Annotated in this window: 30 protein-coding genes; 17 read left to right on the top strand and 13 right to left on the bottom strand. The window is 39.6% G+C overall.

Annotation, left to right across the window (positions count from 1 at the left end):
* Positions 1 to 41: 41 nt before the first annotated feature.
* The 9 genes from CDG55_RS12180 to rplM form a co-directional block, all read right to left on the bottom strand.
* On the bottom strand, positions 42 to 461 hold the full coding sequence (locus CDG55_RS12180) for a roadblock/LC7 domain-containing protein (RefSeq protein ID WP_087535627.1): 420 nt from the start codon (positions 459 to 461) through the stop codon (positions 42 to 44).
* A 22-nt stretch (positions 462 to 483) separates the two neighbouring features.
* A complete protein-coding gene (locus CDG55_RS12175) occupies positions 484 to 1,026 on the bottom strand; it encodes a GTP-binding protein (RefSeq protein WP_087535628.1) in 543 nt (180 codons plus the stop codon).
* Between the two features lie 8 nt (positions 1,027 to 1,034).
* On the bottom strand, positions 1,035 to 1,994 hold the full coding sequence (locus CDG55_RS12170; protein ID WP_087535629.1) for a hypothetical protein: 960 nt from the start codon (positions 1,992 to 1,994) through the stop codon (positions 1,035 to 1,037).
* Between the two features lie 146 nt (positions 1,995 to 2,140).
* Complete coding sequence (locus tag CDG55_RS12165) at positions 2,141 to 2,500, bottom strand: hypothetical protein (RefSeq protein WP_087535630.1); 360 nt, start codon at positions 2,498 to 2,500, stop codon at positions 2,141 to 2,143.
* Between the two features lie 382 nt (positions 2,501 to 2,882).
* Positions 2,883 to 3,530: a hypothetical protein gene (locus tag CDG55_RS12160; RefSeq protein ID WP_087535631.1), complete on the bottom strand. Its 648-nt coding sequence runs from the start codon at positions 3,528 to 3,530 to the stop codon at positions 2,883 to 2,885.
* Positions 3,531 to 3,547: 17 nt separating this feature from the next.
* A complete protein-coding gene (locus CDG55_RS12155; RefSeq protein WP_087535632.1) occupies positions 3,548 to 3,973 on the bottom strand; it encodes a ClpXP protease specificity-enhancing factor in 426 nt (141 codons plus the stop codon).
* Positions 3,974 to 3,984: 11 nt separating this feature from the next.
* Positions 3,985 to 4,644, bottom strand: a complete 660-nt coding sequence (locus CDG55_RS12150) for a glutathione S-transferase N-terminal domain-containing protein (protein ID WP_087535633.1) — start codon at positions 4,642 to 4,644, stop codon at positions 3,985 to 3,987.
* A gap of 132 nt (positions 4,645 to 4,776) precedes the next feature.
* Entirely contained in the window at positions 4,777 to 5,163 is a 387-nt protein-coding gene (rpsI, locus tag CDG55_RS12145) for a 30S ribosomal protein S9 (protein WP_004675485.1), read from the bottom strand.
* 12 nt (positions 5,164 to 5,175) lie between these two features.
* Positions 5,176 to 5,604: a 50S ribosomal protein L13 gene (gene rplM, locus CDG55_RS12140; RefSeq protein WP_004664909.1), complete on the bottom strand. Its 429-nt coding sequence runs from the start codon at positions 5,602 to 5,604 to the stop codon at positions 5,176 to 5,178.
* Between the two features lie 262 nt (positions 5,605 to 5,866).
* On the opposite strand from rplM, the gene CDG55_RS12135 reads away from it, so the two are divergent.
* From CDG55_RS12135 to CDG55_RS12055, 17 genes are all read left to right on the top strand, one after another.
* Positions 5,867 to 6,496 (top strand): hypothetical protein, encoded by a 630-nt coding sequence (locus CDG55_RS12135; protein WP_087535634.1) that lies wholly within the window; start codon positions 5,867 to 5,869, stop codon positions 6,494 to 6,496.
* A 364-nt stretch (positions 6,497 to 6,860) separates the two neighbouring features.
* Positions 6,861 to 7,829 (top strand): 4-hydroxythreonine-4-phosphate dehydrogenase PdxA, encoded by a 969-nt coding sequence (gene pdxA / locus CDG55_RS12130; RefSeq protein WP_087535635.1) that lies wholly within the window; start codon positions 6,861 to 6,863, stop codon positions 7,827 to 7,829.
* A 32-nt stretch (positions 7,830 to 7,861) separates the two neighbouring features.
* Positions 7,862 to 8,674 carry a 16S rRNA (adenine(1518)-N(6)/adenine(1519)-N(6))-dimethyltransferase RsmA gene (gene rsmA, locus CDG55_RS12125; protein WP_087535636.1) on the top strand — a complete coding sequence of 271 codons (813 nt, stop codon included), beginning with the start codon at positions 7,862 to 7,864 and terminating at the stop codon, positions 8,672 to 8,674.
* A complete protein-coding gene (locus CDG55_RS12120; protein WP_087535637.1) occupies positions 8,674 to 9,513 on the top strand; it encodes a symmetrical bis(5'-nucleosyl)-tetraphosphatase in 840 nt (279 codons plus the stop codon). Before rsmA ends, CDG55_RS12120 begins: the two co-directional genes overlap by 1 nt.
* Before the next feature lie 156 nt (positions 9,514 to 9,669).
* Positions 9,670 to 10,956 carry a glycosyltransferase family 4 protein gene (locus CDG55_RS12115; RefSeq protein WP_087535638.1) on the top strand — a complete coding sequence of 429 codons (1,287 nt, stop codon included), beginning with the start codon at positions 9,670 to 9,672 and terminating at the stop codon, positions 10,954 to 10,956.
* Between the two features lie 24 nt (positions 10,957 to 10,980).
* Entirely contained in the window at positions 10,981 to 11,532 is a 552-nt protein-coding gene (locus CDG55_RS12110; RefSeq protein ID WP_087535639.1) for a phosphatase PAP2 family protein, read from the top strand.
* Positions 11,533 to 11,626: 94 nt separating this feature from the next.
* Positions 11,627 to 11,827, top strand: a complete 201-nt coding sequence (iscX, locus tag CDG55_RS12105; protein WP_004664895.1) for a Fe-S cluster assembly protein IscX — start codon at positions 11,627 to 11,629, stop codon at positions 11,825 to 11,827.
* Between the two features lie 108 nt (positions 11,828 to 11,935).
* Positions 11,936 to 12,367, top strand: coding sequence for a nucleoside-diphosphate kinase (gene ndk, locus CDG55_RS12100; protein WP_003654870.1), 432 nt, complete (start codon positions 11,936 to 11,938; stop codon positions 12,365 to 12,367).
* Positions 12,368 to 12,488: 121 nt separating this feature from the next.
* Positions 12,489 to 13,724, top strand: coding sequence for a 23S rRNA (adenine(2503)-C(2))-methyltransferase RlmN (gene rlmN, locus CDG55_RS12095; RefSeq protein ID WP_087535640.1), 1,236 nt, complete (start codon positions 12,489 to 12,491; stop codon positions 13,722 to 13,724).
* A gap of 17 nt (positions 13,725 to 13,741) precedes the next feature.
* On the top strand, positions 13,742 to 14,545 hold the full coding sequence (gene pilW / locus CDG55_RS12090) for a type IV pilus biogenesis/stability protein PilW (protein ID WP_087535641.1): 804 nt from the start codon (positions 13,742 to 13,744) through the stop codon (positions 14,543 to 14,545).
* The gene (locus CDG55_RS12085; RefSeq protein WP_087535642.1) at positions 14,536 to 15,336 is read left to right on the top strand and encodes a helix-turn-helix domain-containing protein; all 801 of its coding nucleotides are present in this window, start codon (positions 14,536 to 14,538) and stop codon (positions 15,334 to 15,336) included. The genes pilW and CDG55_RS12085 overlap by 10 nt, the downstream gene beginning before the upstream one ends.
* Positions 15,337 to 15,358: 22 nt before the next feature.
* Positions 15,359 to 16,474, top strand: coding sequence for a flavodoxin-dependent (E)-4-hydroxy-3-methylbut-2-enyl-diphosphate synthase (gene ispG, locus CDG55_RS12080; RefSeq protein WP_087535643.1), 1,116 nt, complete (start codon positions 15,359 to 15,361; stop codon positions 16,472 to 16,474).
* Positions 16,475 to 16,481: 7 nt separating this feature from the next.
* Positions 16,482 to 17,774: a histidine--tRNA ligase gene (gene hisS, locus CDG55_RS12075; RefSeq protein ID WP_087535644.1), complete on the top strand. Its 1,293-nt coding sequence runs from the start codon at positions 16,482 to 16,484 to the stop codon at positions 17,772 to 17,774.
* Positions 17,775 to 17,805: 31 nt separating this feature from the next.
* On the top strand, positions 17,806 to 18,504 hold the full coding sequence (locus CDG55_RS12070; RefSeq protein WP_087535645.1) for a YfgM family protein: 699 nt from the start codon (positions 17,806 to 17,808) through the stop codon (positions 18,502 to 18,504).
* Positions 18,504 to 19,646 carry an outer membrane protein assembly factor BamB gene (bamB, locus tag CDG55_RS12065; protein WP_087535646.1) on the top strand — a complete coding sequence of 381 codons (1,143 nt, stop codon included), beginning with the start codon at positions 18,504 to 18,506 and terminating at the stop codon, positions 19,644 to 19,646. Before CDG55_RS12070 ends, bamB begins: the two co-directional genes overlap by 1 nt.
* 176 nt (positions 19,647 to 19,822) lie before the next feature.
* Entirely contained in the window at positions 19,823 to 21,232 is a 1,410-nt protein-coding gene (gene der, locus CDG55_RS12060) for a ribosome biogenesis GTPase Der (protein ID WP_005162290.1), read from the top strand.
* A 195-nt stretch (positions 21,233 to 21,427) separates the two neighbouring features.
* Positions 21,428 to 22,081: a 4'-phosphopantetheinyl transferase family protein gene (locus CDG55_RS12055; RefSeq protein ID WP_087535647.1), complete on the top strand. Its 654-nt coding sequence runs from the start codon at positions 21,428 to 21,430 to the stop codon at positions 22,079 to 22,081.
* Positions 22,082 to 22,175: 94 nt separating this feature from the next.
* On the opposite strand, the gene secF is transcribed toward CDG55_RS12055, so the two are convergent.
* The 4 genes from secF to tgt form a co-directional block, all read right to left on the bottom strand.
* Positions 22,176 to 23,144, bottom strand: coding sequence for a protein translocase subunit SecF (gene secF, locus CDG55_RS12050; RefSeq protein ID WP_004664877.1), 969 nt, complete (start codon positions 23,142 to 23,144; stop codon positions 22,176 to 22,178).
* A 10-nt stretch (positions 23,145 to 23,154) separates the two neighbouring features.
* A complete protein-coding gene (gene secD / locus CDG55_RS12045; protein WP_005162285.1) occupies positions 23,155 to 25,056 on the bottom strand; it encodes a protein translocase subunit SecD in 1,902 nt (633 codons plus the stop codon).
* Between the two features lie 51 nt (positions 25,057 to 25,107).
* A complete protein-coding gene (yajC, locus tag CDG55_RS12040; protein ID WP_004664873.1) occupies positions 25,108 to 25,437 on the bottom strand; it encodes a preprotein translocase subunit YajC in 330 nt (109 codons plus the stop codon).
* A gap of 109 nt (positions 25,438 to 25,546) precedes the next feature.
* Positions 25,547 to 26,677, bottom strand: coding sequence for a tRNA guanosine(34) transglycosylase Tgt (gene tgt / locus CDG55_RS12035; protein ID WP_005162280.1), 1,131 nt, complete (start codon positions 26,675 to 26,677; stop codon positions 25,547 to 25,549).
* Positions 26,678 to 26,696: the final 19 nt, after the last annotated feature.

The following is a 26,696-nucleotide window of genomic DNA, read 5'->3' as shown; positions in this document are numbered from 1 at the left end:
GTGTGTAGAATTGCCTTTCGGATTAATCAATGAGTTAAGGATTATGTTTGATCAGCGGCTACAATCGCTGCACTAGCCTGTTTTAAGCTATAAAGTAATTGTCCTAAAAGAACGTCTTTATTACTTAATGTCACCATCACCATCGGATGGTGTGGTGCAGGAATCGAAGTTAGGATTGCTTTACCATTTTCAGCATCAAGCGTGATACTCTGACATCCAGTTAAATGAATTTCATTTAAAAATGCACTGACCATTGCTAAAATTGAACTACTTACAGCAGCTAACTTGGTGCTGTTATAAGGATTCTTTTTATAGATTGATGCCAATTCAAAGCCATCAGTAGAACAAAGCATAATGTAATCAATACCACGGATATTCGTTAAGATGTCATTCGCCTGTATTTTTGCTAATTGAATGAGTTCTTTTGGCGCAGTGCGTTGTTGGCTCGGAATACTGAACATAATTCTTCTCTTTATGAAGTGATTAATTTGTTGCTCTTAAATTGACTTCTAATGCCGCGATGAGTGATTCAATCATGAGCAGAACATGCTCCTGTTTACGCGCATCAATAAAAAACAGGGGATATTGATACTCATTCTGGATCAGCCACTCCCGATAAATGGAAGTTGGCTGACCTTTGTTCTCATCAATATGAGTAATACCAATTGATATATTTTTTGTATAGTCTTTAAATGTATCTAAATACCCCTCAAGTTCATCAAGTGGGAGTTTACTATTATGATCTATTAAAATAATAACACCAAGAGCACCTTGGCAAATCACTGGCCATATAAAATCAAAACGGGTTTGACCTGGTGTGCCATATAGTCCGATTTTGACACCATCATCTAAGGTAATTTCACCATAATCAATGCCAACCGTAGTTTGCATTTTATTATGAGCCTGGCTATCTGTATTGAATGCCTCAGTTGCGAGTACTGGAACTTCAGAAAGTGATCTTATCGCTTCAGTTTTTCCAGCACCCATACTTCCAGCAAATACAATCTTATATTGTTGTAAAATCATATAATTCCTTAAAGCCCAAATCGGCGTCTAATTTTGCCGAAAAATTTATTAAAAAAGTTGTGTTCTTCAACAGGCTGTTCGGCTGCTTCTGATTTCAAATAATGACTTTCTGTTGCTGGAATAATGTCTCCATTATTTGAAATGATGCAGGCAGCAATAAATTGTTGAACCGTTTGAATTGGGATTTTTAATTGCGTTGCCACTTGTGAAAGTTGAGCTCCTTGTATAAAACATGCTGAAAGCAAAAGTATAATTTTTCGATCCGTACTTTGACTAGGTTGAGGCCAATGTTCAATTTTAAAATATTCATTTTCATTCGGCGCAAGTCTTTGAAAATCTAAAGAATGCCAAAATAAATTCCATAACCAATCCTGTAAGTCATATTCAACTTTACGAGAAACTTTTGTGCAATCAAAAGTGGTCGCAAATTCATATTTAAAGCTATGATTGGTTTGCGTGTGTATGCGAGTTGGTTCTAACCATGCAATCTGACTACGTGTATCAATGATCGCTAAAGTCCCATGATCATCAAAAAGATGAAGACGAGCATTTTCAGGGTTTAGCATATCCTTTAAAAACTTTTCACTTACAGCATTATGATTAGATAGAAAATCATTTTTAGGTTGTTGATTAGAAATATAACTTAGCAGTCTAAGCTGTATCCAATTCTTTAAGGCATCCGTTTGTTGAAAGGGAAGGTAGAGTGTGTTGTCCTCATCGATTTGGCAAGAACCTTGCCCCTTAGAAATTTTTAAACATGGTAATTGTTTTTGTTGAATAATACGTTGGATACCTTCAGTATCAAAAAAGTTTTCATTTATTAATAATAAATCGAGATTTGGGTCTGAAATATTGATCCAGTTGATGCCAAACTCATTAGGTATTGTTTTCCTAAGTTCTATTTTTAGTTCATCTGAGACTTTTAAACTTATACCTGAAATTGCGATATTAATGCAATGTCCATTCATAGTATCACTTTAATATTTTATAAAATATTGCATTGAACGAAATTATACTTTTACTTAAGAATGATAAAAGACCTCTTACATAATTCTAATTTTTATAATTAAAATAAATATAAGAAGTCTAATTTTAAAAAAACTTAAGATTTTAATTAAGCAAAGTCTAATTCTTTTTCGAACGTTTTTAATTCGTGGCGTGCCATTGCTAAGTTTGATTTGCTACGATCTAATACAAGGTAAAGAAATAAATTTCCGTTACTCTCTAATGGTCGAATTAGGTGATATGCTTTACCAAGTGTAATTAGAATATCTTCAATATCATCATTAAGTTTGAGTGAGTTTGCAACACGACGTTTTGCGCGAACCACTTCAGTGTTACCTGCTGCTGCTAATTCTAAGTCAATTGCGCCCCCGCCTTGAGTTGCAAGCGCTAAGCCACTTTCAGTGTCTACTAATGCCGCTGCCACAAAACCATCAATATTTGTCAAGCCTTCTAGTGAAATTTTAGCCATGATATTATCTCTACTTACGCATCTTTGTTTATGAATTCATATTCCCTGCTTTTGTTTTAGATTATTTATCAAAAGCAGTTGATCTCATTATAGGAAACTCTTTTATTAAATCAATAATACTTAAACAGACTTAAAATAATACAATTGGTAATAAATGACGGTTTTGGTCAAAAAAATAAATCAAAAACGCATAAAAAACCACATTTTAAATAAAAAATGTGATTTTTGTCACAAAAAAATAGGGTGGTTTAAATTATTTTTCCATTGTAAACAAATGTAAATCTTTATAATCATATAGTTTCTGTTATTTTAGTATGATTTAAATATCTGTAAATATTTGATAAAGAAAGTAATATACTTTCTTTATCATTTTTTAATATGTTTAAATAGTCGTCAGCTGAATGTAGCTGCAATATAAAAATAATAAAATAATAAGTGCTGTTACAGGTGCAATAATAAAAGACCATGTCGGTGTAGTTGGTTCTGGAGTTGAAATTTCTTCAGTATGTTGTGCTTGATGTACCATTTGATTAAATTCCTGTATCGTTGTCTCTAGAGAAACTTCTTGCTGTATGACTGGTTTTGAACCTAAAAGTTCAGTGAGTTGGTTGGTTGACCAAACCCAATCTTCTGCTTGTCCAGATAGATGTTCTATTTGACCTAAGAGAAGCTCACTTAAACCTGTTTGACCAAAGCTACCTGTTTGGTCTAATTGATTTAATTCTGCGAATTGTAAAGTGAGTATTTCTGAAATACTTGACTCTAACTCAGAAGCGCTTAAAGCGGATTGATTATATGCAGAAGTTGTAAGATGTCTAGCTATTCCTTGGATATAAAGGGGATCAGATGTTTTTATTTCCTGATAAAGTTTTTGATTATCTTTTTTCCAAAGACTGACCAGCTGTCCAAGAGCAAGCATATTCACTTCATCAATAAAATAAAGTCTTTCTTTTGATGAGTGTTGATCAAAGAGCTGTGGTTTTTGAAGTTTAATTTGTTCAGAAAAGTATTGAACTAAGTCAAATGCCATCGTGCATTTCCTCGCTTTTAATCTAGAATCCTAAGAGAAGGTTTTTTCTTATTCGGTTCGGCTTCTTGCTTTTTATCTTCTATTGGAGTTTCGATAGTCTCTTGAATATCGCCATATTCGCTTGGATCAAAAAATAAACCTTGTCCATTTTCTCTAGCATAGAGCCCTAAAACAGCGCGAATAGGTATATAAATATCTTTTGCGACCCCACCGAAACGGGCTGAAAATGAAATGGCATCATTATCCATATGAAATTGATGGATTGCATGGGGTGCCAGATTTAAAACGATTTGTCCATCTTTTACAAATTGTTGAGGAACATCTGTGTGTTGTTGTGTTGCATCAACGAGTAAATAAGGCGTCAATTGGTTATCACAAATCCATTCATAAATGGCACGTGCAAGATAAGGGCGTGTGGGTGTAACATTTAATTGATCTGACATAATTTACAAGCTTATTTAATCATAGGAATTAAATCATTGTAGCTGTTTTTTTCTTGAGCTGTCATTGATTTAATGAAAGATGGGCGACTGAAAACACGATGACAATATAAAAAAATAGGTCGGCAATGTTGCGGTGGAAGTTCAATTCCCATACTTTTTAATCTAAGAAAAATTGGTGCGAGCATACAATCTAAGATTGAAAACGTCTCAGACATAAAAAAAGGAAAATGTTGGAATAATGGGGTGAGTGAAATAAGCGTATCTCTAAGTTCTTTCTGGGCTTTTTGTTTTTCTTGCGGGTTCAGTGTATCGGTATGTCTAAGCATTTGATCTGCAAGCTTGAACCAATCTTGTTCAAAACGCCAAATATATTGACGTTGCTCCGCTCTAGCCATTGGAGCATCCGCATAAAGCTTATTTTGACGATAGCGATCATCCAGATATTCACTAATGATATTTGGTGAAAAAAGTTTTAGATTTTGTTCAATCAACATAGGAAGTTGATTGTAGGGGTTGAGATCAGCCAAATCTTCATCTTCATGATCGGTGATAATCAGATGATATTTAATCTGCTTTTCAGCGAGTAAAAAACGAATCCAATGTGAGCGGAAATCATCTGCATGACTATAAAGCGTAATGCCCTGAACTGGGGTCGTTTCAACAGATGACATATCACAAAGCTAATCAAGTAAACGGTTTAGCATACTAAAAAAATATAAGAAAAGCATCTTAGAAATATGTAGATCTATATAAATAAAAAAACCTCGGATAAATCCGAGGTTTTTGTCCAATTCGTAAAACGATTAACGTTTAGAGAATTGAGGACGTTTACGTGCTTTACGTAAACCAAGTTTCTTACGTTCAACTTCACGAGCATCACGAGTAACGAAACCAGCTTGACGAAGAGCAGGTTTTAAAGTTTCGTCAGCAGCGATCAACGCACGGGTAATACCGTGACGGATTGCGCCAGCTTGACCACCAATACCACCACCCTTAACAGTGATGTAAAGGTCATATTTTTCAGTTGCTTCCAAAAGCTCTAAAGGCTGACGCACAACCATACGAGCAGTTTCACGACCGAAATATTGCTCTAAAGTACGATTGTTGATTACGAGTTTGCCTGTACCAGCTGATAAGAAAACACGTGCAGTTGCGGTCTTACGGCGACCTGTACCATAATTAGTAGCCATGTGCTGTATCCCTTAGATGTCCAAAACTTGTGGCTGTTGAGCAGTATGAGGATGCTCGCTACCAGCGTACACTTTCATTTTTTTGATCATTGCATAACCAAGAGGACCTTTTGGTAACATACCTTTAACAGCTTTTTCTAAAACTGCTTCAGGTTTGTGAGCGATTAACTTTTCAAAGTTAGTCTCACGGATACCACCAGGGAAACCAGTATGGCGATAGTATTTCTTATCAAGTGATTTATTACCAGTCACTTGAACGTGTTCAGCATTGATCACAACGATGTAGTCACCAGTGTCAACGTGAGGAGTATAAGAAGTTTTGTGCTTACCGCGTAAACGACGAGCGATTTCAGTCGCAAGGCGACCTAAAGTTTTGCCAGAAGCATCAACAACATACCAGTCGTGTTGAACTTCAGCAGGCTTAGCGCTGAGAGTTTTCATTAACCACTACCTATTATAGTTGGTTTGAGCAAGGAATCGCCCAAACAAAAGGAGAGCGAATTCTACATGAATTTCTAAAATCACACAAGAACAATTCATTGTTAATGTCATATTTTGCTGCAATGTGACCGATTTTGTAACTATATCGCCGTTAATTTTGAGCTACATTTTTTGGCTTGAGAGGTGGTGGTATTTAACCTATCATTTTGAATTAATTATTTGAAATAAGTAGAAGTATTTACCTCTTCTTTTGGGGAATTTGATGAAATTGTCGTTTTCTACAAACATTATTGTAGTCGCTATTTGCGTAATAGCTTGTTCCACACAAGCGAATGCACGACGCCTCTACAAATGGGTCGATGAGGGCAGTGTAACCAATTATTCTGAATTTCAGCCCAAAGAAGGTACAAGTCGTAAAGTTGAAGTCTTGGAGAGTCGTGGTGAGCATGTTGATCCAGCAATGATGGTTACTGCTGAAATGAAACCACTTGAAATACCAGATGATCAAACGAACCCCTTAGCACAACCCTCAAGTTCTTCAGAGCAAGCAAATGCTCCCCTGCATCAACAATCATCGCAGACTATTGTAAAACAAGGTGCTATCGCTTCTCCTTATACTTCTCACCCAGTAAATACACCTCCATTGCCAGAAAAGAAAGAACCACAACTCGTGCAGCAGCCTCAACCTGTAGAGAAAAAGGAGCCGATTGCAAATCCATTTATAGAGAAGCCGAGTAGTGCTGCGGTTGTTGCGGTAGAAAAGAAAGAAGAGATGGCGGTTGTTCAACCTGAGAAAAAGGTACAACCAAAAATTAACCCGTGGACTCGTCAAGTTGAATTTGTACCTTCTAATTTAGTGCCTGAAAATCTGCCTAAAGCGAAAAAGCCTTAAAAATTACAAATTGTTCACTATTTAGTTTTATTCTCTTTCTTGATTGCTTCTTATTTAGGGGGGGGCGCGCGCTGAGAGGGAATAGAACTTGATGGATAATCATTTTAAGTGTTTCATCAGCGTTGTGTTGTGGCATCTAATCGCTCTAATGTTATTCCGATTGATTTTCTTTAGTGGCATTTAAATTCTATTTTTATAGTTTATATTCTTGTATTTATTGGTGAAAATAAATTTATTGTATTTATTGTTTATCAGCTTGTAAATTTTCACTTCATATTTTTTCAAAAACTTTTGCTTATATGGGGAGTGGATTGTTTTTTTCGGTAAACTATAACGTAATGCTTAAAATTAGAATTGGTGAGTCATGTTGCCTTTGTATGTCACTTCTGGCGAACCAGCCGGAATTGGACCAGATATTTGTCTAAGTCTAGCAAACCGTGTTGATGAGCGACCGATCGTTATTTTGGCTGATGTTCAGATGTTGCAGCAGCGCGCCAAACATTTAAATATTGATGTTGAACTTATTCCATTTCAGGGCGAAAAACGGTCGAGTTTAGCAGGGCAGCTTTTCGTTGAGCATGTGCCTTTAGCAAAACCTGTTATTTTAGGTCAGTTAGATTCAGCCAATGCTGCTTATGTGTTAGAGCAATTACGTCGTTCAGCTGACTATGCGATGTCGGGGCGGAGTGTAGGGGTTGCTACAGCGCCAGTGCAAAAGTCGATTATTAATGATGCAAGCATTCTATTTAGCGGACATACTGAGTTTTACCAAGAGTTTGCAGGTGTGGATCGTGTGGTGATGATGTTGGCGACTAAAACATTGCGTGTCGCATTGGCAACCACACATTTACCGTTGCGAGATGTATCTGATGCGATTACTAAAGAGCGTTTGCATCAAGTGATTGATATTCTGATTCAGGACTTAACAAGCAAATTTAAAATCGCACAACCACGCATTCTGGTCTGTGGCTTAAATCCACATGCAGGTGAAGATGGTTATTTAGGTCGAGAAGAAATCGACGTGATTAATCCAGTGCTAGAAAGCTATCGTGCACAAGGTATAGGGATGAGTCTCTGTTTGCCTGCAGATACCTTATTTACCCCAGAAAATCTAAAAGATGTAGATGCTGTTTTAGCAATGTATCACGATCAAGGTTTACCTGTGTTAAAATCACAAGGCTTTGGTGAAGCAGTAAACATTACATTAGGCTTACCATTTATTCGAACTTCGGTCGATCATGGTACAGCACTTTCTCTTGCAGGCACTGGACAGGCAAAAGCATCAAGTTTGCAGGTTGCAGTGGATTTAGCACTTGATTTAGCTCGTCAGTAATGGGCGAGTAAATTATTCACGTTGGAATTATTATGTATCAAATTAATGCCCTAAACCCTAAAGATGAAGGGCATCAGGCTCGAAAACGTTTTGGTCAAAACTTCTTACATGATCAACGTGTGATTGCCAAAATTGTACGTTCAGTGAATCCGCGTGCGGGTGAAAATATTGTCGAAATTGGACCGGGTTTAGCTGCATTGACCTCACCTTTAATTGGCGAGTGTGATGCGTTAACCGTGGTTGAGCTGGATCGTGATTTGGCTGCCGGTTTACCGGGACGTGTGCCATATCCTGAACGTTTGACCATTATTGAAGCTGATGCTTTAAAATATGATTTCAAGCAATTGTTCCAAGACGGTCGTCCACTACGTGTAGTGGGAAATTTACCCTATAACATTTCTACGCCTTTGTTGTTCCATCTCTTGGAGTTTGGTGACAAGGTCAAAGACATGCATTTCATGTTGCAAAAGGAAGTGGTTGATCGTATTACGGCAACACCAAACACTAAAGAATATGGTCGTTTATCGGTAATGATCCAGTATTACTGTAAACCGACTTTCTTATTTGAAGTGCCACCAGGTTCATTTAATCCGCCACCAAAAGTGACATCAGCTGTATTTCGTTTGGAACCTTATGAAACTAAGCCAATTATTGCAAAAAATGAAAAAGCTTTGTCACGTTTAGTCAGCCATGTATTTACCCAACGGCGTAAGACCTTACGTAATAGCTTAAAAGGGATGTTGGCAGAAGATGGCTTTGAAAAAGCAGGTGTTGATCCGATGGCGCGCCCAGAAACCTTAAGCTTGGCTGATTTTGTCGCACTTTCTGATCAGATGGTATCTTAATGTCTAAACGCTATAACTATGTCATTGGTGATGTACAAGGTTGTTTTGAAGCGCTGAAAGCGTTATTGAAAGAAATTCGCTTTGATCCAGATCAAGACTTTTTATGGTTTGCGGGTGATTTAGTTGCACGTGGCGAAAACTCGGTGGGCGCATTACGCTTTATTAAAAAACTGGCTGATCGTGGTGCTGCAGCAACTGTACTAGGCAATCATGATCTGACCCTCATTGCTTGTGCTCGTGGTTTTAAAAAAGTTAAAGATAAAGATCGTACTCAGGACGTGATTGATGCGATTGATGGCGATGAGCTGATTGATTGGTTGCGTAAACAGCCATTGAGTTTATCTCCGAATGATCAAACTCTGATTACCCATGCAGGTGTGCCGTGTATCTGGAATGCCGAACAAACTGTGGCATTGGCACAAGAAGTCGAGCAGGTAGTTGGTCATGACGATCTTTTGGTTTTAGATAGTTTTCTTGCAGAGATGTATGGTTCACAACCTGATTTATGGTTAGATGAGCTGACAGGTATGGCACGTTTGCGCTGTATTACTAATTATCTGACCCGAATGCGTTTGACTGATGCCGAAGGGCGTTTAGAGTTTGACTTTAAAGATGCACTTGATGCGCCGATGCCAACAGGCTTTCAGCCGTGGTTTGAGTTTGATAGTCAGGCTGCAACAACCCATCAAATTATTTTTGGACATTGGGCGGCCTTGCAGGGTAAAACCATTAGCTCTCAAATTCAAAATGTCGATGGTGGCTGTGTTTGGGGGCAGCAACTGGTGGCCTATCGTTTAGAAGATCAACAACTTTTCGCAGTGGATAATCCTTTAGCTTGATTAGCCTGTGATCTCTTTTAAATGCCCATTTTCATATTGAAATCGGGCATTTTCTATTTTAAGACTGTCAAAAAACTGTCATACACTGATCATTAAAGTGTCAAAAAATATTTATAAGCTAAAAGCATGAAAATAACGACACGAATGGATGGCGATATGCAAAGTACATACGCGACATCTCTACTAAAGCAAGAACAGTTTCCTGAAAGTTTTAAATTTTACTTTAAAAGGAAACAACTCAAAAATAAACAAGATGAATTGTCTGAACTTCGGGATTTAGTTCGCCCTCGTTTGAGAATCGCAATTGTCACTGAAACATGGCCACCGGAAATTAATGGTGTAGCATTATCTATGATGCAATTATGTCAGGGGCTACAACGGCTTGGACATAAAATTCTATTGGTCAGGCCTATACAAAAAACGATTTGTACAGAATTTAACCCTGAACAAGAATGCTTGGTGATGTCTCAGCCTATTCCAAAATACCCAAGTGTTCAATTTGGTTGGCCACAATATCTTAAAGTCTCTAAAGCATTTGAGCAGTTCGCACCTGACGTAGTGCATATCGTGACTGAAGGTCCATTAGGTTTAATAGCACTACAAGCTGCAAAGTCAAAAAAAATCGCCGTATCGAGTGGATTCCATTCAGCTTTCCAAGATTTTAGCCGTTTCTTTGACTTGGCTTTTTTAGTCAAACCGATTCAACGTTACTTAACATGGTTTCATAATAGTACAGATGTCACGTGTGTACCCAGTCAATACACGGAACAAGCACTACGTGGTTTTGGTGTGACTTGTCCTTTAGTTGTTGTTGGACGAGGTGTTGATACTGCGAAGTTTTCCCCAAAACATCGTTCACAGCAATTACGCCAACAATGGGGTGTAGGTGCTGATACCCGTGTAATGCTGTATGTTGGACGCTTATCACCAGAAAAAGAAATTGATGTCTTAATTGAAGCTTTCCATGCTTGGCAGAGACAGCAAGGTGCAAATACAAAATTTGTAATTGTTGGAGATGGGCCTGATCGTATTCGTTTGAGTAAATTAGCGATATCAGAAGATATTATTTTTACTGGTAGCTTAAGTGGTAAGAATCTTTCAGCCGCTTATGCAAGTGCAGATGTTTTCGCCTTTGCTAGTCAAGCTGATACGTTTGGAAATGTAGTGCTAGAAGCAATTGCTAGCGGATTACCAGTGATTGCTTATGACTACGTATGTGCGCATCAGCATGTCAAACATGGTGTTACAGGTTGGTTGAGTCCTCTCGGACAGGCCGCAAATTTAACCCAATCCATTTGTCATTTGCCAGCTCTCCCAGAACTGAGAAAAATGGGTTTATTAGCAAGTGAAACTGTACAGGAAAGCAGTTGGCAGTTTCCTGTACAACAATTAGAACAAGCACTTTATCAGGTAGCGCAGGAACCTCTTATGAACTCTACCTAAAGTATCCTCAGAAAGGAGAAAAGTATGAAATTTCAAAATGCAAAAATAAAAATACTCGATCTAGATTTAAAAGGGTGTGTATACCTTAATCATCTCTCACAGTCACAACGCATTGCCTTATTTTTTAAAACGATTAGTCGTTTGGGTGATGGACCATTTTGGTATGTCATGTTGTTATCAGTATGGATCGCACAAGGTTTGGCATACGGTCTGCAAATTCTATATTTGCTCGTTGCTGGTTCTGTTGGTACGGGGATTTACAAGTTTTTAAAGCATAAAACGACTCGACCACGCCCTTATCAATTTCACCAAGTGATTGTACTGGGCGAGCGACCATTGGATCATTTTAGTTTTCCATCAGGTCATACTTTGCATGCGGTCATGGTTACTATTACATTAGGCTATATCCAACCGTTGTTATTAATCTTGATGTTGCCATTTATGATTCTGGTTGCATTGTCCCGCATGATTTTAGGATTACATTACCCAAGTGATGTGATCGTCGGGGCGGTGATTGGTGCATCTGTCGCTAGCGGTATTATTTTGTTGGCACCAAGCTTCAATATCATTCTTTGAATAATTTAACGAGTTTTAATGATAGAAGACTATTTTTTAAATCTTGGGATTTGTTAAAGTACGCTCAATCACTAACTGTTAATTAGGTTATCAAATGGGCTTACGTTGGACAGATACGATTGATATCGCAATCGAACTTACTGAAGCACACCCAGATGTAGATCCTCAATGGATTCGTTTTACTGATTTACATGCTTGGGTTTGTGCATTACCAGACTTTAATGATGACCCAAATAAGTCGACGGAAGGTTTACTTGAAGCGATTCAAATGGCTTGGTTGGATGAAGTTCGTTAAAAAAACATCAGAAATCACTGAACTTTTACAGATTCAAGCTGATTATTGGCGATGACATCGGTATAATGCGGCAAATTTTTTAGTTTACACCATAAATAGGAGTCAATCATGGCGATTGAACGTACTTTATCTATCGTAAAACCAGATGCAGTTTCTAAAAACCACATTGGTGACATTTTTGCTCGTTTTGAAAAAGCGGGTTTAAAAATTGTTGCAACTAAAATGAAACACCTTTCTCAAGCTGATGCTGAAGGTTTCTATGCTGAGCATAAAGAACGTGGTTTCTTTGGTGATTTAGTTGCATTCATGACTTCTGGCCCAGTTGTTGTTTCTGTTCTTGAAGGCGAAAATGCAGTTCTTGCTCACCGTGAAATCTTAGGTGCTACAAACCCTAAAGAAGCAGCTCCAGGTACAATCCGCGCTGATTTCGCTGTAAGCATCGACGAAAATGCTGCTCACGGTTCTGACTCAGTTGCTTCTGCTGAGCGTGAAATCGCTTACTTCTTTGCTGATAACGAGATCTGCCCACGCACTCGTTAATCCAAAGTATTCAAGCCAGATAAGTGGTATACTACTTATCTGGTTTTTTATTTTTTATAGATTGAGTTGTGTGAAAAACACACAACATTTTCTAGCGCTGATATCGTTTAGGTAAATATACATGAGTTCTGTAGTGGTCGTTTCATCTGAGAATGTCGATGAAAAACAACAGTCTTTAACTACGTCTGTCGTTCAAGCTGCCGATAAGAAAGTAAATTTACTTGGCATGTCCAGAGCTGAATTAGAAAAATTCTTTGAAGACTTAGGCGAAAAGAAGTTTCGTGCCGGTCAAGTCATGAAATGGATACACCAGTTTTTCGTCACTGATTTTGCTGAAATGAGTAATATTTCAGGAAAATTACGTGAAAAATTAGAAAAAATCTGCGAAATCAAAGCACCTGAAGTGGTGCACCGTAACTATTCTAAAGATGGTACCCGTAAATGGGTATTTCGTGTAGGTGATGGTGAAGGTTCTCTGGTTGAAACCGTACTGATTCCTGCGGAAGATAAAACAGGTACACGTAAAACCCTGTGTATTTCATCACAAGTGGGTTGTGCACTGGATTGTTCATTCTGTTCGACGGGTAAGCAAGGTTTCCAACGTGATCTAACACCAGCAGAAATCATCGGTCAGTTGTGGATGGCAAATTATTCTTATATGGAAGATGTGCCTGTTGCTGAGCGTGAACGTACCGTGACCAATGTGGTCATGATGGGTATGGGTGAACCTTTACTTAATTACGATGCAGTACTCAGCTCAATGCAGTTAATGTTAGATGATTTTGCCTACGGAATGTCTAAACGCCGTGTAACTTTATCAACATCAGGTGTTGTTCCAAAAATTGATCAATTAGCGCAAGACATCGATGTTGCACTTGCGATTTCATTACATGCACCAAATGATGAACTACGTAATGAATTGGTTCCTATTAATAAAAAATATCCATTACAGCAACTTATTGCTGCGTGCCAACGTTATTTAGCTAAAGAGGGTAATGAAAGCTCACGTCGCCATGTCACTATCGAATATGTGATGTTGGAGGGTGTCAATGATCAGCCTGAGCATGCACAGCAATTATTAAAATTATTGAAAAACTTGCCAAGTAAAATCAATCTAATCCCATTTAATCCATTTCCACATGCACCTTACGGACGTTCGAGTCGTAATCGCATCATTGCTTTTCAAAAAACTTTGTCTGACGCCGGATTTGTGTGTACGATTCGTCAGACACGTGGCGATGATATCGATGCTGCATGTGGTCAATTGGTAGGACAGGTTGCTGACCGTACGCGTCGTGCGGAACAGTGGAAGAAGAAAGTGGCGCAACGACAAGAAATTTTGCGCACACAAGGATAAAACTTGGGGATATAGCGTTGAATACAACTCGACTAAAAACGATTATAACGACTACTGTTGTGTTTACTGTAATGGGTTTAACCGCTTGTCAATCTTCGACAGGGTTGAAGAAAGACCCAGAAAAGGCTGTTCAAGTTCGTTCTCAACTGGCTGCTGAATATATTCGTACAGGTGATTTGGATTCCGCTAAACGTTCTCTTGATCAAGCTTTAAATATTGATTCGCGTGATGCAAACGCAAATATGATGATGGGGATTCTACTGCAACAAGAAGGCAGTAAACCTAATATGGAAAAAGCAGATGCTTATTTTAAGCGTGCGATTTCTTCAGAACCAGATAATGCACAAGCTCGTAATAATTACGGTACATATTTGTATCAAATGCAACGTTATAATGAAGCGATTGAGCAATTTACCCGTGCAGGTGCAACCTTAGGTTATGAACAGCGATTTCAATCGTTGGAAAACTTGGGGCGAATCTATTTAAAGTTAGGCGATGTTGCGAATGCTGAAAAAGCATTCAAACAAGCGCTACAAGCAAATCGTAATGCAACTATTTCAATGTTAGAGTTGGCAGAAATTTTCTATTTGCAACAAAATAATAGAGATGCATCGCAACTATACGAACAGTATGTTCGTAATGTGGGGCAAAAAAACCAAGGTGCACGTGCACTTTGGATTGGTTTACGCATTGCTCGAGCGAGTGCGGATCAATTAGGAATGCAAGTGTTAGTGAATCAATTACGAGCATTATTTCCTGAGAGTCCAGAATATCAACGTTATTTGCAATTACAGTACAGTACTGAGGCCGTATGGAAATAAATCCAAATTCACATCAGCCAACTGGCTCAACCTCGCCATCGTCAACGTTAGGAAATATTCAACGACCTGGTGAGTATTTGCGTCAAATTCGTATTGCACAAAAGAAAGAACTTGAAGAAATTGCAAGCGTATTGAATATGCCCGTTAAAACATTAACGGCATTAGAGCAAGATGACTATAAATCCTTGCCCGAAGCCACATTCATCAAAGGCTATTACCGTGCCTATGCAAAACTGCTCAATGCAGATGCCAGTGCCATCATCCAGCGTTTTGATGAAATCTATGCCAATGACACAGGTCTCAAGGCCAATCATGCCCTGAGCAACTCCCCAATCAAGACTATGGGCAAGCTTGCTGGATCGAAAAGTGTACGTAACCGTAAATGGTTGAAGCGTATTGCTATTTTAGCTGCTGTTTTAGTCTTAGCTTGGTTGGCAGTGATGGCTGTACAAAATTGGACATCAAGCCACAAAGATGATGCAGAAGTTGAAGCGCCGAAAGCAAAAAGTTCTGATGTCGAAATTATACCGATGGGAACCACAACGAACGTAACTTCTGGCGACCAATTAGTTTTGAACTTTAGTCGACCAACATCTGTGCATATCGTTGATGCAACAGGTAAAGTATTAGCAACAGGTCGTCAAGCATCTACATTAACTTTGAGTGGTGAATCACCATTCCAAATTCGTTTAGATGATGCAACAGCTGTATCCTTGACCTTGAATCAGGAGCAAATATCTTTGTCTCCATATACGGTTAATGGAAAAGCAGAATTCCGTTTGTCTCGTTAATGCCAAAGAGTAGAGCTATACGATGATTGTGAATCCAATTAAACGCCGTCCAACACGTAAAATTCGTGTTGGTTCAGTGTATGTCGGTGGTGATGCCCCGATTAGTGTTCAAAGTATGACCAATACTGAAACCTGTGATGTGGATGCAACTGTAGCGCAAATCCAGCGCTGTGCAGATGCAGGTGCGGATATCATGCGTGTTTCTGTACCGTCAATGGAAGCAGCAGAAGCTTTTGGGGCAATTCGAAAACGAGTCTCTGTACCATTGGTTGCTGATATTCACTTTGATCATCGTATTGCTTTAGCAGTTGCGGACTATGGCGCAGATTGTTTGCGCATTAATCCTGGTAATATTGGTTCGGATCAGAAAGTACGTGAAGTCGTTGCTGCAGCAAAACATCATGGTATTTCGATTCGTATCGGTGTGAATGCAGGTTCTCTGGAAAAAGACTTACAAGTGAAATATGGTGAGCCGACAGGGCAGGCCTTACTTGAGTCAGCGATGCGTCATATCGATATTCTCGACCGTTTAGATTTCCATGAGTTCAAGGTCAGCGTTAAGGCATCGAATGTATTTTTAACGATGGATGCTTATCGTTTGCTGTCTCAACAGATAGATAATCCACTGCATCTTGGTGTGACTGAAGCAGGGATTTACCGTACGGGTACAGTCAAATCAGCAATTGCCTTGGGCGGACTGTTGATGGAAGGCATTGGCGATACTATGCGTATTTCGCTCGCGGCTGAACCTGAGGATGAAATTAAAATCGGTTTTGATATTTTAAAATCGTTGGGCTTACGCTCAAATGGTATTAACTTTATTGCTTGCCCAAGCTGCTCACGTCAGGAATTTAATGTGATTCAAGTGATGCAGGCTTTGGAAGAGCGCCTAGAAGATATCCGTACACCGATGGATTTATCCGTGATTGGATGTAAAGTGAATGGTCCTGGTGAAGCTAAAGAGGCGGATATCGGTATCGTTGGCGCATCACCACGTTCACTGGTCTATCGTAATGGTGAAAAAAGTCATTTAATTGACACAAATCAGTTGGTTGATGAAATTGAAACAATGGTTCGTCAACGTGTTCAAGAGCTTGAAGAAGCTAAGTCCAAAGAAATTATCCGCACAAGTTTTTGAGTAGGTCATGAGTTCAATTGTTGCTATCAAAGGTTTTAATGACACCCTTCCAACACAAACTGCTGCTTGGAGAAGTCTGGAACAACAATTAGCATCTTTAATGGATGCTTATGGTTATCAGCAAATTAGATTGCCGATTGTTGAACAAACGGGTTTGTTTAAGCGTGCCATTGGTGATGCAACCGATATCGTTGAAAAGGAAATGTATACCTTTTTCGATAAGGGAACACCGCCAGAATCACTCACCTTGCGCCCAGAGGGAACCGCAGGTTGTGTGCGTGCGATGCTGGAACATAACTTGCTACGTGGTGCAACGCCACGAGTCTGGTATGTGGGCCCAATGTTCCGTTATGAAAAACCACAAAAAGGTCGTTATCGTCAGTTCCACCAATTTGGGGTAGAAACTTTTGGGGTGGCAACGCCTGATATTGATGCTGAACTTATTCTCATGACCGCACGTTTATGGAAACGTATGGGAGTGGCAGACAAGGTTCGCTTAGAGTTAAATACCTTGGGTGAAACCGATGAGCGTGCAGAATATCGTGTCGCACTGGTTGAGTTTTTAAACCAGCATAAAGACGCGCTGGATGAAGACTCGCAACGTCGCCTGACCACCAATCCATTGCGTATCCTTGATTCTAAAAGCGAATCCACCCAGAAGATTCTGGAAAATGCACCCAAGTTGCATGATTTCTTAAAAGAAGATTCGATCAATCATTTCCAACAGTTACAACAGTACCTCACTGATGCAGGCATTGAGTTTGTAATTAACCAGAAGTTAGTACGTGGCTTGGACTACTACAACAAAACTGTATTTGAATGGACCACCACCATGTTAGGTTCACAAGGAACGGTTTGTGCAGGCGGTCGTTACGATGGCTTGGTAGGACAACTGAAAGGTAAAGCAGATCAATCTGTACCTGCTGTTGGCTTTGCAATGGGGATGGAGCGTTTACTATTGTTGCTTGAGCAGGTTGAACAAGCCCAAGAAGTACGTGATTGTGAAGTGTTTTTATTGGCTGAGCCTGCATTTCAAGCTAAAGCTTTAGTATTAGCAGAGCAAATCCGTGACCAGTTAGAAGCAGCAAACAGCTCAATTCGTCTGAAAACAGGTTCACAAGGCAGTATGAAAAGCCAAATGAAAAAGGCTGATCAATCGGGTGCAATCTATGCAGTGATTTTAGGTGAGCGCGAGTGGGATTCACAGCAGCTCTTGGTCAAGGAACTTGCCACGGCTGAACAGTCACAGGTGAGCCTGACTGAGTTAGTTCCGTTTTTTATCGAAAAATTTAAACAATAAATTGCACAATATTTAGGAAAAGGACAATCACATGAGTGTAAGTGATGAAGAACAACTCGACCAGTTAAAGTCGTTTGCCAAAAAATATGGTTCTGCCATGATTAGCGGAATTCTCATTGCCCTGATTGCCTTTTTCGGATGGGAATATTGGCAAAAGAAAAATTTAGCTGAGGCACAGAGTCAAACGGCGAAAGTACAAAAATTGATGGACGAAGCTAAGGCTGCATCAGGTCAACCAAATGCTTTCGCTACAGTATCTGAAGCAGCAGATAAAATTGTGAAAGATGATGCTAACTCGGTTCAGGCGATTCAAACCCAATTTATCTTGGCGAAGCTTGCTTATGATAAACAAGACTATGCTGCAGCTGAAAAAGCATTAAAGAAAGTTGAAAACTCAAAAGTTAAAGATGCGGGTTTGCTGCAAATTGTAAAAATACGTTTAGCGGATTCACAATTAGCACAAAAGAAATATGATGAGGCGCTGAAAACCTTATCAAACGTGACTGAACCAGCGTTTAAAGCAACTGCAGAAGAGTTACGTGGTGATATTTTTGTTGCAAAGAAAGATACTGCATCGGCGCAAAAAGCATATCAAAGTGCTTGGGATAGCCTCATTGAACGTAAACAAGAGCGTCAGCTTTTACAAATTAAACTCGAAAGCGTTGGTATTTTAGTAGATGATCCTGAAATTGAGCGCCCGATCTTAGATACCAAAGTGGATGAGTCTTAATGCAGAACAAACTAAAATTACCTTTGGCAATTGCAATTGCTTCAGCTTTATTATTTGGATGTTCAACCAATAAAGTAAAAGAAGTGAAACCGAATCCGTTGCCAAAAATTACGCAACAGCAAGGCTTAAATCTGGTCTTTTCTCAAAGTGTTTCGTCGACAAATGCAGCAGAAGCTTTACGCTTGCAGTTAGATACAGATAACGGTGTAATTTTTGCGATTGATCCAGATGGTCAGGTTTCTGCTTATAAAGCTAAGCAGCGTCTTTGGAAAAGTAAGGTTACTAAGCAAGAACTTACTGCTGGTGTAGAAGCAGGTGAGGGTATTGTCATTATTGGTAATCGTAAAGGTGAGTTATTTGCCTTAGATCAGACTACTGGTAGCCAAAAATGGTCTGCCAAATTATCTGGTGCGATTTTGTCTCCTTCACTCATTCAATCGGGACGAGTTATTACGATTGCAAATGACGGGACTGTATTTGCGCATGATACTGTTACTGGACAGCAAGTGTGGGCATATAAATTACCAAACGTTCAGTTTAGTTTACGTGGTCAACCTGCACCCGTTCGTTTAGATGAACGTACAGTCGTTGTTGCATCAGCGAATGCTTATGTTTATGCATTGGATGTAATCAGTGGCGTGCTGCGTTTCCAACGTCGAGTTGCAGTAAGTGATGGTCGTTCGGATATTCAACGTTTGATTGATGTGGTCGGTGACCCAGTTGTTGCAGGTCAATATCTGGTAACAACCAGTTTCCAAGGGCAAGTGACAACTACTGATCTTACGACACAGCGTGTGGTGTGGAGTGAAGATGCAAGTAGTACGAATAGCGCTGAAGTTTCAGGTGATAAAGTTTTTGTCTCGACTGCAGATGGAAAATTGAAAGCTTATAATTTAGCGACAGGCGAACTTCTTTGGCAGAATGAGGAATTACTTAACCGTCAATTAAGTAATCCTGTGATGCTTGGACAGAACCTTGTGGTTGGCGATTTAGATGGAGTTATTCATTTGATTGATCCAAACACAGGGAAGTTGATTGGTCGTGCGAAAACCAGTGGTGAAGTCCGTTCATTGCGTGTGATTGATAATCAGCTTTACGTTGCAACTCGAAAAGGTGCATTAAGCATTTGGCAGAATCGTTAATTTTGCCTTAGCTTGTGGTAAAATATTTAATTAGCAATTGCTAATAAAAGAATGATCGGGGTATTTGTTTGAACAAAACCCCGAATTTTTATTGTGATTATTTGATCACCAAAATCTTCCATACTGTTTCTGATACGATGTCATCAATGATGGCTCGTCTGAATTAAGGTTAATTTATGAAACCCGTTATTGCGCTTATTGGTCGTCCAAACGTCGGAAAATCAACGCTATTTAACCAAATCACTAAAAGTCGTGATGCTTTGGTTGCTGACTTCGCTGGTTTAACTCGTGACCGCAAATATGGCGATGCGGTGTATCAAAATAAATCATTCATCGTCGTTGATACTGGCGGTATTGGTGAGAATGAAGGCGGTATTGACTCATACATGGCGGAGCAGTCAAAAACTGCTATCCATGAAGCAGATATCATTGTTTTTGTTGTGGATGCACGTGCAGGTTTGTTGGCATCAGATGAACAGATTGCCCGTGAATTGCGTACACTAGGTAAGAAAGTTTATTTAGTTGCCAATAAGGTTGATGGTGTTCATGCAGAAGCAGCGCTAGTTGAATTCTATAAACTTGGTATGGGAGAACCTATTCAAGTTGCGGCCAGCCATGGTCGTGGTGTGCAGCAAATGCTTGAGGAAGTATTAGCTGAAGTACCAGAAGATGAAAATCCTGAAGAACATAACAAAAATACAGGTTTGCGTTTAGCGATTATTGGTCGTCCTAACGTAGGTAAGTCAACTTTAGTCAACCGCTTGCTTGGCGAAGAGCGTGTAGTTGCATTTGACCAGCCCGGTACTACACGTGACTCAATTTATATTCCTTATGAGCGTGATGGTCGTCAATATACGTTGATTGATACTGCGGGCGTGCGTCGTAAAGGTAAAGTGGATGAAATGATTGAGAAGTTCTCAATCGTGAAAACATTACAAGCGATCAAAGATGCTCACGTGATTGTCGTCGTGCTTGATGCACGTGAAGGGGTCGTTGAGCAAGATCTACATTTAATTGGTTATGCATTAGAAGCTGGTCGTGCCATGGTAATCGCCATTAATAAATGGGACAACATGACTGAATATGATCGTAAGCAATGTAAGCTTGATGTTGATCGCCGTTTTGACTTTATTCCTTGGGCGAAAGTACATTTAATCTCGGCATTACATGGAACTGGTGTGGGTGATTTATACCCAACCATTCATCGTGCTTATGATTCATCACATTTGAAAGTGTCACCAGCAAAATTAACGCAGATTTTGAATGACGCGACTGACGCGCATCAACCACCAATGATTAGTGGTAAGCGTATTAAAATGCGTTATGCGCATATGGGCGGACAAAATCCACCTACAATCGTGATTCATGGTAACAAAGTAGATAAAACACCTGCTGATTATCGTCGTTATTTGGAAAACGTGTTCCGTAAAGTGTACAAGCTGGAAGGTACACCAGTACGTATTGATTTTAAAACCTCAGAAAACCCATTTGAAGGTCGCAAATCTCAAGTTGATGAGCGTGTTGCAGCACGTAAACGTCGTTATATACAGAAATTTAAAAAGGCTGAGAAAAAATTTAAGCGTTAAGCTGATTTTGCCGTTAAAACCCAAACATTGTTTTGGGTTTTTTTATGCTTTTAATGTGACTCATGAGATAAGTTGCTCATGCACTTGCGAATGAAGTCTTAAGTTAGGCGATTAAACGAAATAAGCTTGATTATAATCTTCTAAGTTTTTATACAATCAGGTTTATATTGAACGATGTTTTGTTGAGTGAAGCTGATGGTGATACGTAAAATTGAAATACATATTCAAGCTTTGGCTTCACTTCTTGAGCGAGATAAAGCAGATTTCTCAGATTTTAGATCGTTTAATGATTATCAAAAACAACAGATTAAAGCCTATCGGGATCACCTTCTGGCAAATAAATTAAAGTGTTTAACGACTGATCTACAATTTTCAAAACATGAATACGGTAAGCCATTTTTAAGCTCTCATACCTTGGAATTTAATCATTCACATAGTCAACAATATTATGCTTTGGCGATGAGCGAGCGTGTGAAAGAGATTGGTGTTGATGTGGAAGAGTTGGATCGGAAAGTTCGTTTTGATGCTTTGGCTCAACATGCCTTTCATCCTGAAGAATATCAAGCATGGTTGCAACAAGATCAAGACCCAGAGTATTGGCTCAGAGTATGGACGACTAAGGAAGCAATTCTAAAAGCATCAGGTTTTGGAATTAGACTGGATTTAAATAGTCTAAATACACAAGTTCATCCATCACATGATGGTGGAATGTGTACTCATCCTTTGATTGGAACATTTGCTTATCAAAATTTTGTTTTAAATCAGAAGATCGTGCTGACTATCGCATGGGGTGCAGAGCAGTCTTGTCGCGGTTTTCAATTTCCGCAGATTCAAATGATTCAACATTGATAAATGAAGAACGTACAACCCCGTGCTCTAATCTTAATCAAAAAAGCCAGCATTATGCTGGCTTTTTTGATTTGAATTTTACGATGATTCAGATTTAAGGAATTTCTTCTTCATCAAATTCAGGTTTAACTTGGACAATAAAATCTTGACGATTTAAACCACGCCATAAAGCAAATGCTGTACCAATATAAATAGATGAGTACGTACCAATAAAAATACCCACACACATTGCAATTGAGAACCAATGTAAACCATCACCTCCCCAAAACATCATGGCAAGAACCACAAGTAATAGCGTCATTGAGGTATGGATCGTACGGCGCAAGGTCTCTGTTAATGCGATATCTACAATTTCACGTGGTGTTGCTCCACGAATTTTACGGAAGTTCTCACGGATACGATCCGATACAACGATGTTATCGTTGAGTGAGAAACCCATTACCGCAAGTATTGCTGCAAGCACGGTTAAATCAAATTGCCATTGGAACAATGCAAACGTTCCGATGATAATTACGATATCGTGAAATAATGAGATTACGGCACCCATTGCAAGTTTAAACTCGAAACGAATGGTGACGTAGATCAGCATTAAGATCAAAGCAAGTGCAAGCGCACCTGCAGAGCGGATATAAAGCTCATTACCTACTTGACCGCCAACAGAGTCAACTTTATGAACTTCTGCTTGGTTATTTGGCAATTGGACTGCTTTAGTGATGGTATCGTTTAGATCTTCAACTTTAAGATCTTCTTGCACTGGCATACGTACAATCAGGTCTTTATTACTTCCTAATGTTTGTACAACGGCGTCTTTAAAGCCTGCTTTATCGAGTGCTTGAGCGACTTGAGCGGGTTGAACAGCTTCTTTGTAGTTGAGTTCAGCAGAGATACCTCCAGTGAAGTCCAAACCAAGATTCAGCCCCTTGGTGACGATAAAGAAAACGCTCGCAAGGGTAATCAAGATCGAGAAGATTGCAGCAGGTTTAGCAATCTTCATGAAAGGAATGATTTTTAGATCATCTGGGCGACCGTATTGTTTTGAGTCTTGTTGAGTCAGATCAGTCATGTGAATCTCCTTAAATACTCAACTTAGTCAAATTACGGCGTTTGCCATAAATGAGCTGGACGACAGCACGGGTCACAGTAATCGCCGTAAACATTGAACATACGATACCGATCATCAAGGTGACCGCAAAGCCTTTAATTGGACCTGTACCAATTGCGAACAAGATAAATGCCACGATGAAAGTGGTTAAGTTCGAGTCGAAAATGGTGTTATAGGCACGATCATAACCCGCGATAATGGCTTGTTTAGGGGAGGCGCCCCAAAGCATTTCTTCTCGTATACGTTCGCAGATCAGTACGTTGGCATCAACCGCCATACCAATACCAATGACGATCCCCGCGATACCTGGTAAGGTGAGGGAAGCACCAATCCATGACATAAAAGTTAAAATCATGGCAAGGTTGAATACCAAGGCAAAGTTTGCAATTAAGCCAAACAGACGGAAGAAAACAACCATCCAAATTGCAACCAATAAGAAACCGATTTGAGTCGATAACACACCCTTATCAATATTCTCTTGACCAAGACTTGGACCAACAACACGCTCTTCTACAAAGTACATTGGTGCAGCTAAAGCACCTGCTCGAAGCATCAAGGCAAGTTCTGCTGCCTCTTGAGGTGAATCTAAGCCAGTGATACGGAATTGTGAGCCCAATACCGCTTGAATAGTTGCCGCATTGATGACCACAGATTCTGTATATGGTGTGCGTACTTCAGTTTGAGCACCCGTCTTAGGATCAGCAACATAAGAGATCTTTTGTTTATTTTCAATAAACAATACTGCCATACGTTTACCCACGGCATTACGTGTTGCATCTGCCATGAGCTTACCACCAGCGGTATCTAGGGTGATATTTACTTCAGCGCCGCCAGAATCTTGACTAAAACCAGAGCTTGCATTTTGAACACGCTCACCTGTCAAAATACGATTACGTTGTAAAAGAAGTTGACGACCGCTGTCCAGAGATTGATAAGCAAAAACCTCAGTACCCGGTGGAAGTGGTTGACCATTATATTTGCCAGTGTATTGATCAATATATTGATCATTACTGTCAGCAACTAAACGGAATTCTAAGTTCGCGGTACGACCTAATACACGTTTTGCTTCAGCAGTATCTTGAACACCCGGTAGCTCAACCACGATACGGTTACTACCTTGTGTTTGTACCAATGCTTCTGCTACACCAAGTTCGTTAATACGATTACGTAATGTAGTTAAGTTTTGGTTGACTGCATAAGACTGAATTTCTTGACGACGAGTATCTGTATAATTCAGTTTTAGAGTCGCGCCAGATGTCGTTGCAATGGCTTGTTGAGTAAACTCATTACTGTTACGACGTAAAAAATCTGCTGCGGCATCACGATCTGTATTGTCAGCAAATTGGATCGTAATGGTGTTATTACTTAAAGCAAGGTTATTAAATTTAATTTTGTTGTCACGAAATTGACGACGCAAATCAGTCGCAGATGTTTCCATACGCTGACCAATCGCTTTATCCATGTCGACTTCAAGCAAGAAATGTACACCGCCACGTAAGTCCAAACCGAGTTTCATCGGTTTAGCCCCAATCTTTCGCAACCATTCTGGTGTTGTTGGTGCAAGGTTGAGTGCAACCACATAGTCATCACCTAAGTCACGGCGCAACACTTCTTTGGCTTTTAACTGTGCTTCTGAAGAGTTTAATCGTAATAATGCCGCATTATTGGTGAAGCTATTGTCGTGACTGCTAATGTTGGCAGTTTTTAAAATCTGCTCCGCTTTTTGCACAATGGTTTGATCTATTTTTGTGCCTGCTTTAGCGCCTGAAATTTGGACAGCAGGTTCATCTGGATACAAACTAGGAAGTGCATATAACGTACTGATCACAAGTACCACAAGGATCAGTAAATATTTCCATGCAGGGTAACGCATTCGCTTTCTTCTTAAATGAAAAAGTCGTGCTGAGGCACGACTATCTTATGATTAAAGGTTATTTAGTGTGCCTTCAGGTAATACTGAAATGACACTCGCACGTTGAATTTTTACATCGACACCACGGCTGAGTTCAACGACTGCAAAGTCACCATCAAGTTTGGTGATTTTTCCCATCAAACCGCCTGCAAATACGATTTCACTACCCACACCTAAGCTTTCGATTAAAGAACGATGCTCTTTAGCACGTTTTGCTTGAGGTCTCCAAATCAAGAAGTAGAAGATCCCAATAAATACAGCAATCATCAACAAGTTTGCCATCAGGCTAGGGCCTTGTGCAGCCGCTGGAGCAGCGTGAGCAGTAGAAATTAAAAAGCTCATTTCGATTTCCTAAAATTAAAAAGTCAAAAATTAATAATAAAATTCCAATTCGTTTTGCAATGTACCTTGTCTTGCGGTCAGGCGCAAATCTTGATGCAATTCATTCACATTAGTCTTCAGGACAAGCGGGAACTTCTAGACCACGACGTGCATAAAAGTCCTGAACATATTCGTCAAATGTGCCGTTATCTAATGCATCACGCATCCCTTGTGTCAGTCTTTGGTAATAACGCAAGTTATGAATGGTGCCGAGCATAGATGCCAACATTTCTCCGCATTTCTCTAAATGATATAAATAGGCACGGGTGAAGTTTTTACAAGTGTAACAATCACAATGTGGATCTAAAGGTCCTTTATCATGACGATATTTACTATTACGAATTCTTACCAGACCATCAGTGACAAAATAATGACCATTACGTGCATTACGGGTTGGCATGACACAGTCGAACATATCGACACCACGGCGAACCGCTTCCACGATGTCTTCTGGTTTACCAACACCCATCAAATAACGTGGTTTGTCCTGTGGCATTTTGTTTGGTAAATAATCAAGCACTTTGATCATTTCTTCTTTGGGTTCACCAACTGATAAACCACCAATTGCATAACCATCAAAGCCAACTTCTAATAAACCTTTAAGTGATTCATCACGAAGGTCTTCATACATACCGCCTTGAATAATACCGAATAAGGCATTTTTATTCTTAAGCTCATCATGGTGGTGGGTTTTACAGCGTTTAGCCCAACGCAAAGACAGTTGCAGAGATTTTTGCGCTTCTTCATGTGTTGCAGGGTAAGGAGTACATTCATCAAAGATCATCACGATATCTGAATTCAGTACATGTTGGATCTCCATTGAAATTTCTGGAGACAAAAACACCTTTGAACCGTCGATAGGAGAACGGAAAGTTACACCTTCTTCTTTGATTTTGCGCATTGCGCCTAAGCTAAATACTTGGAAACCACCTGAGTCGGTTAAAATTGGTTTATCCCATTGGATAAACTCGTGTAAACCGCCATGCTCTTTAATCACTTCCAAGCCTGGACGTAAATATAAATGGAAGGTGTTACCTAAAATAATCTGTGCCTGAATTTCTTCAATGTCACGAGGTAACATGCCTTTCACTGTACCGTAAGTACCCACGGGCATAAATACAGGTGTTTCAACCACACCATGCTCTAATGTAAGTCGACCACGACGGGCACGTCCCGACTGACCTAATTTTTCAAATTTCATGACACATCCATCAAGGCGA

The sequence above is a fragment of the Acinetobacter sp. WCHA45 genome (assembly GCF_002165255.2).
GTDB lineage: Bacteria > Pseudomonadota > Gammaproteobacteria > Pseudomonadales > Moraxellaceae > Acinetobacter.
The sequence above is the reverse complement of the archived record's forward strand: the minus strand, read 5'-3'. Positions and strand labels throughout refer to the sequence as shown.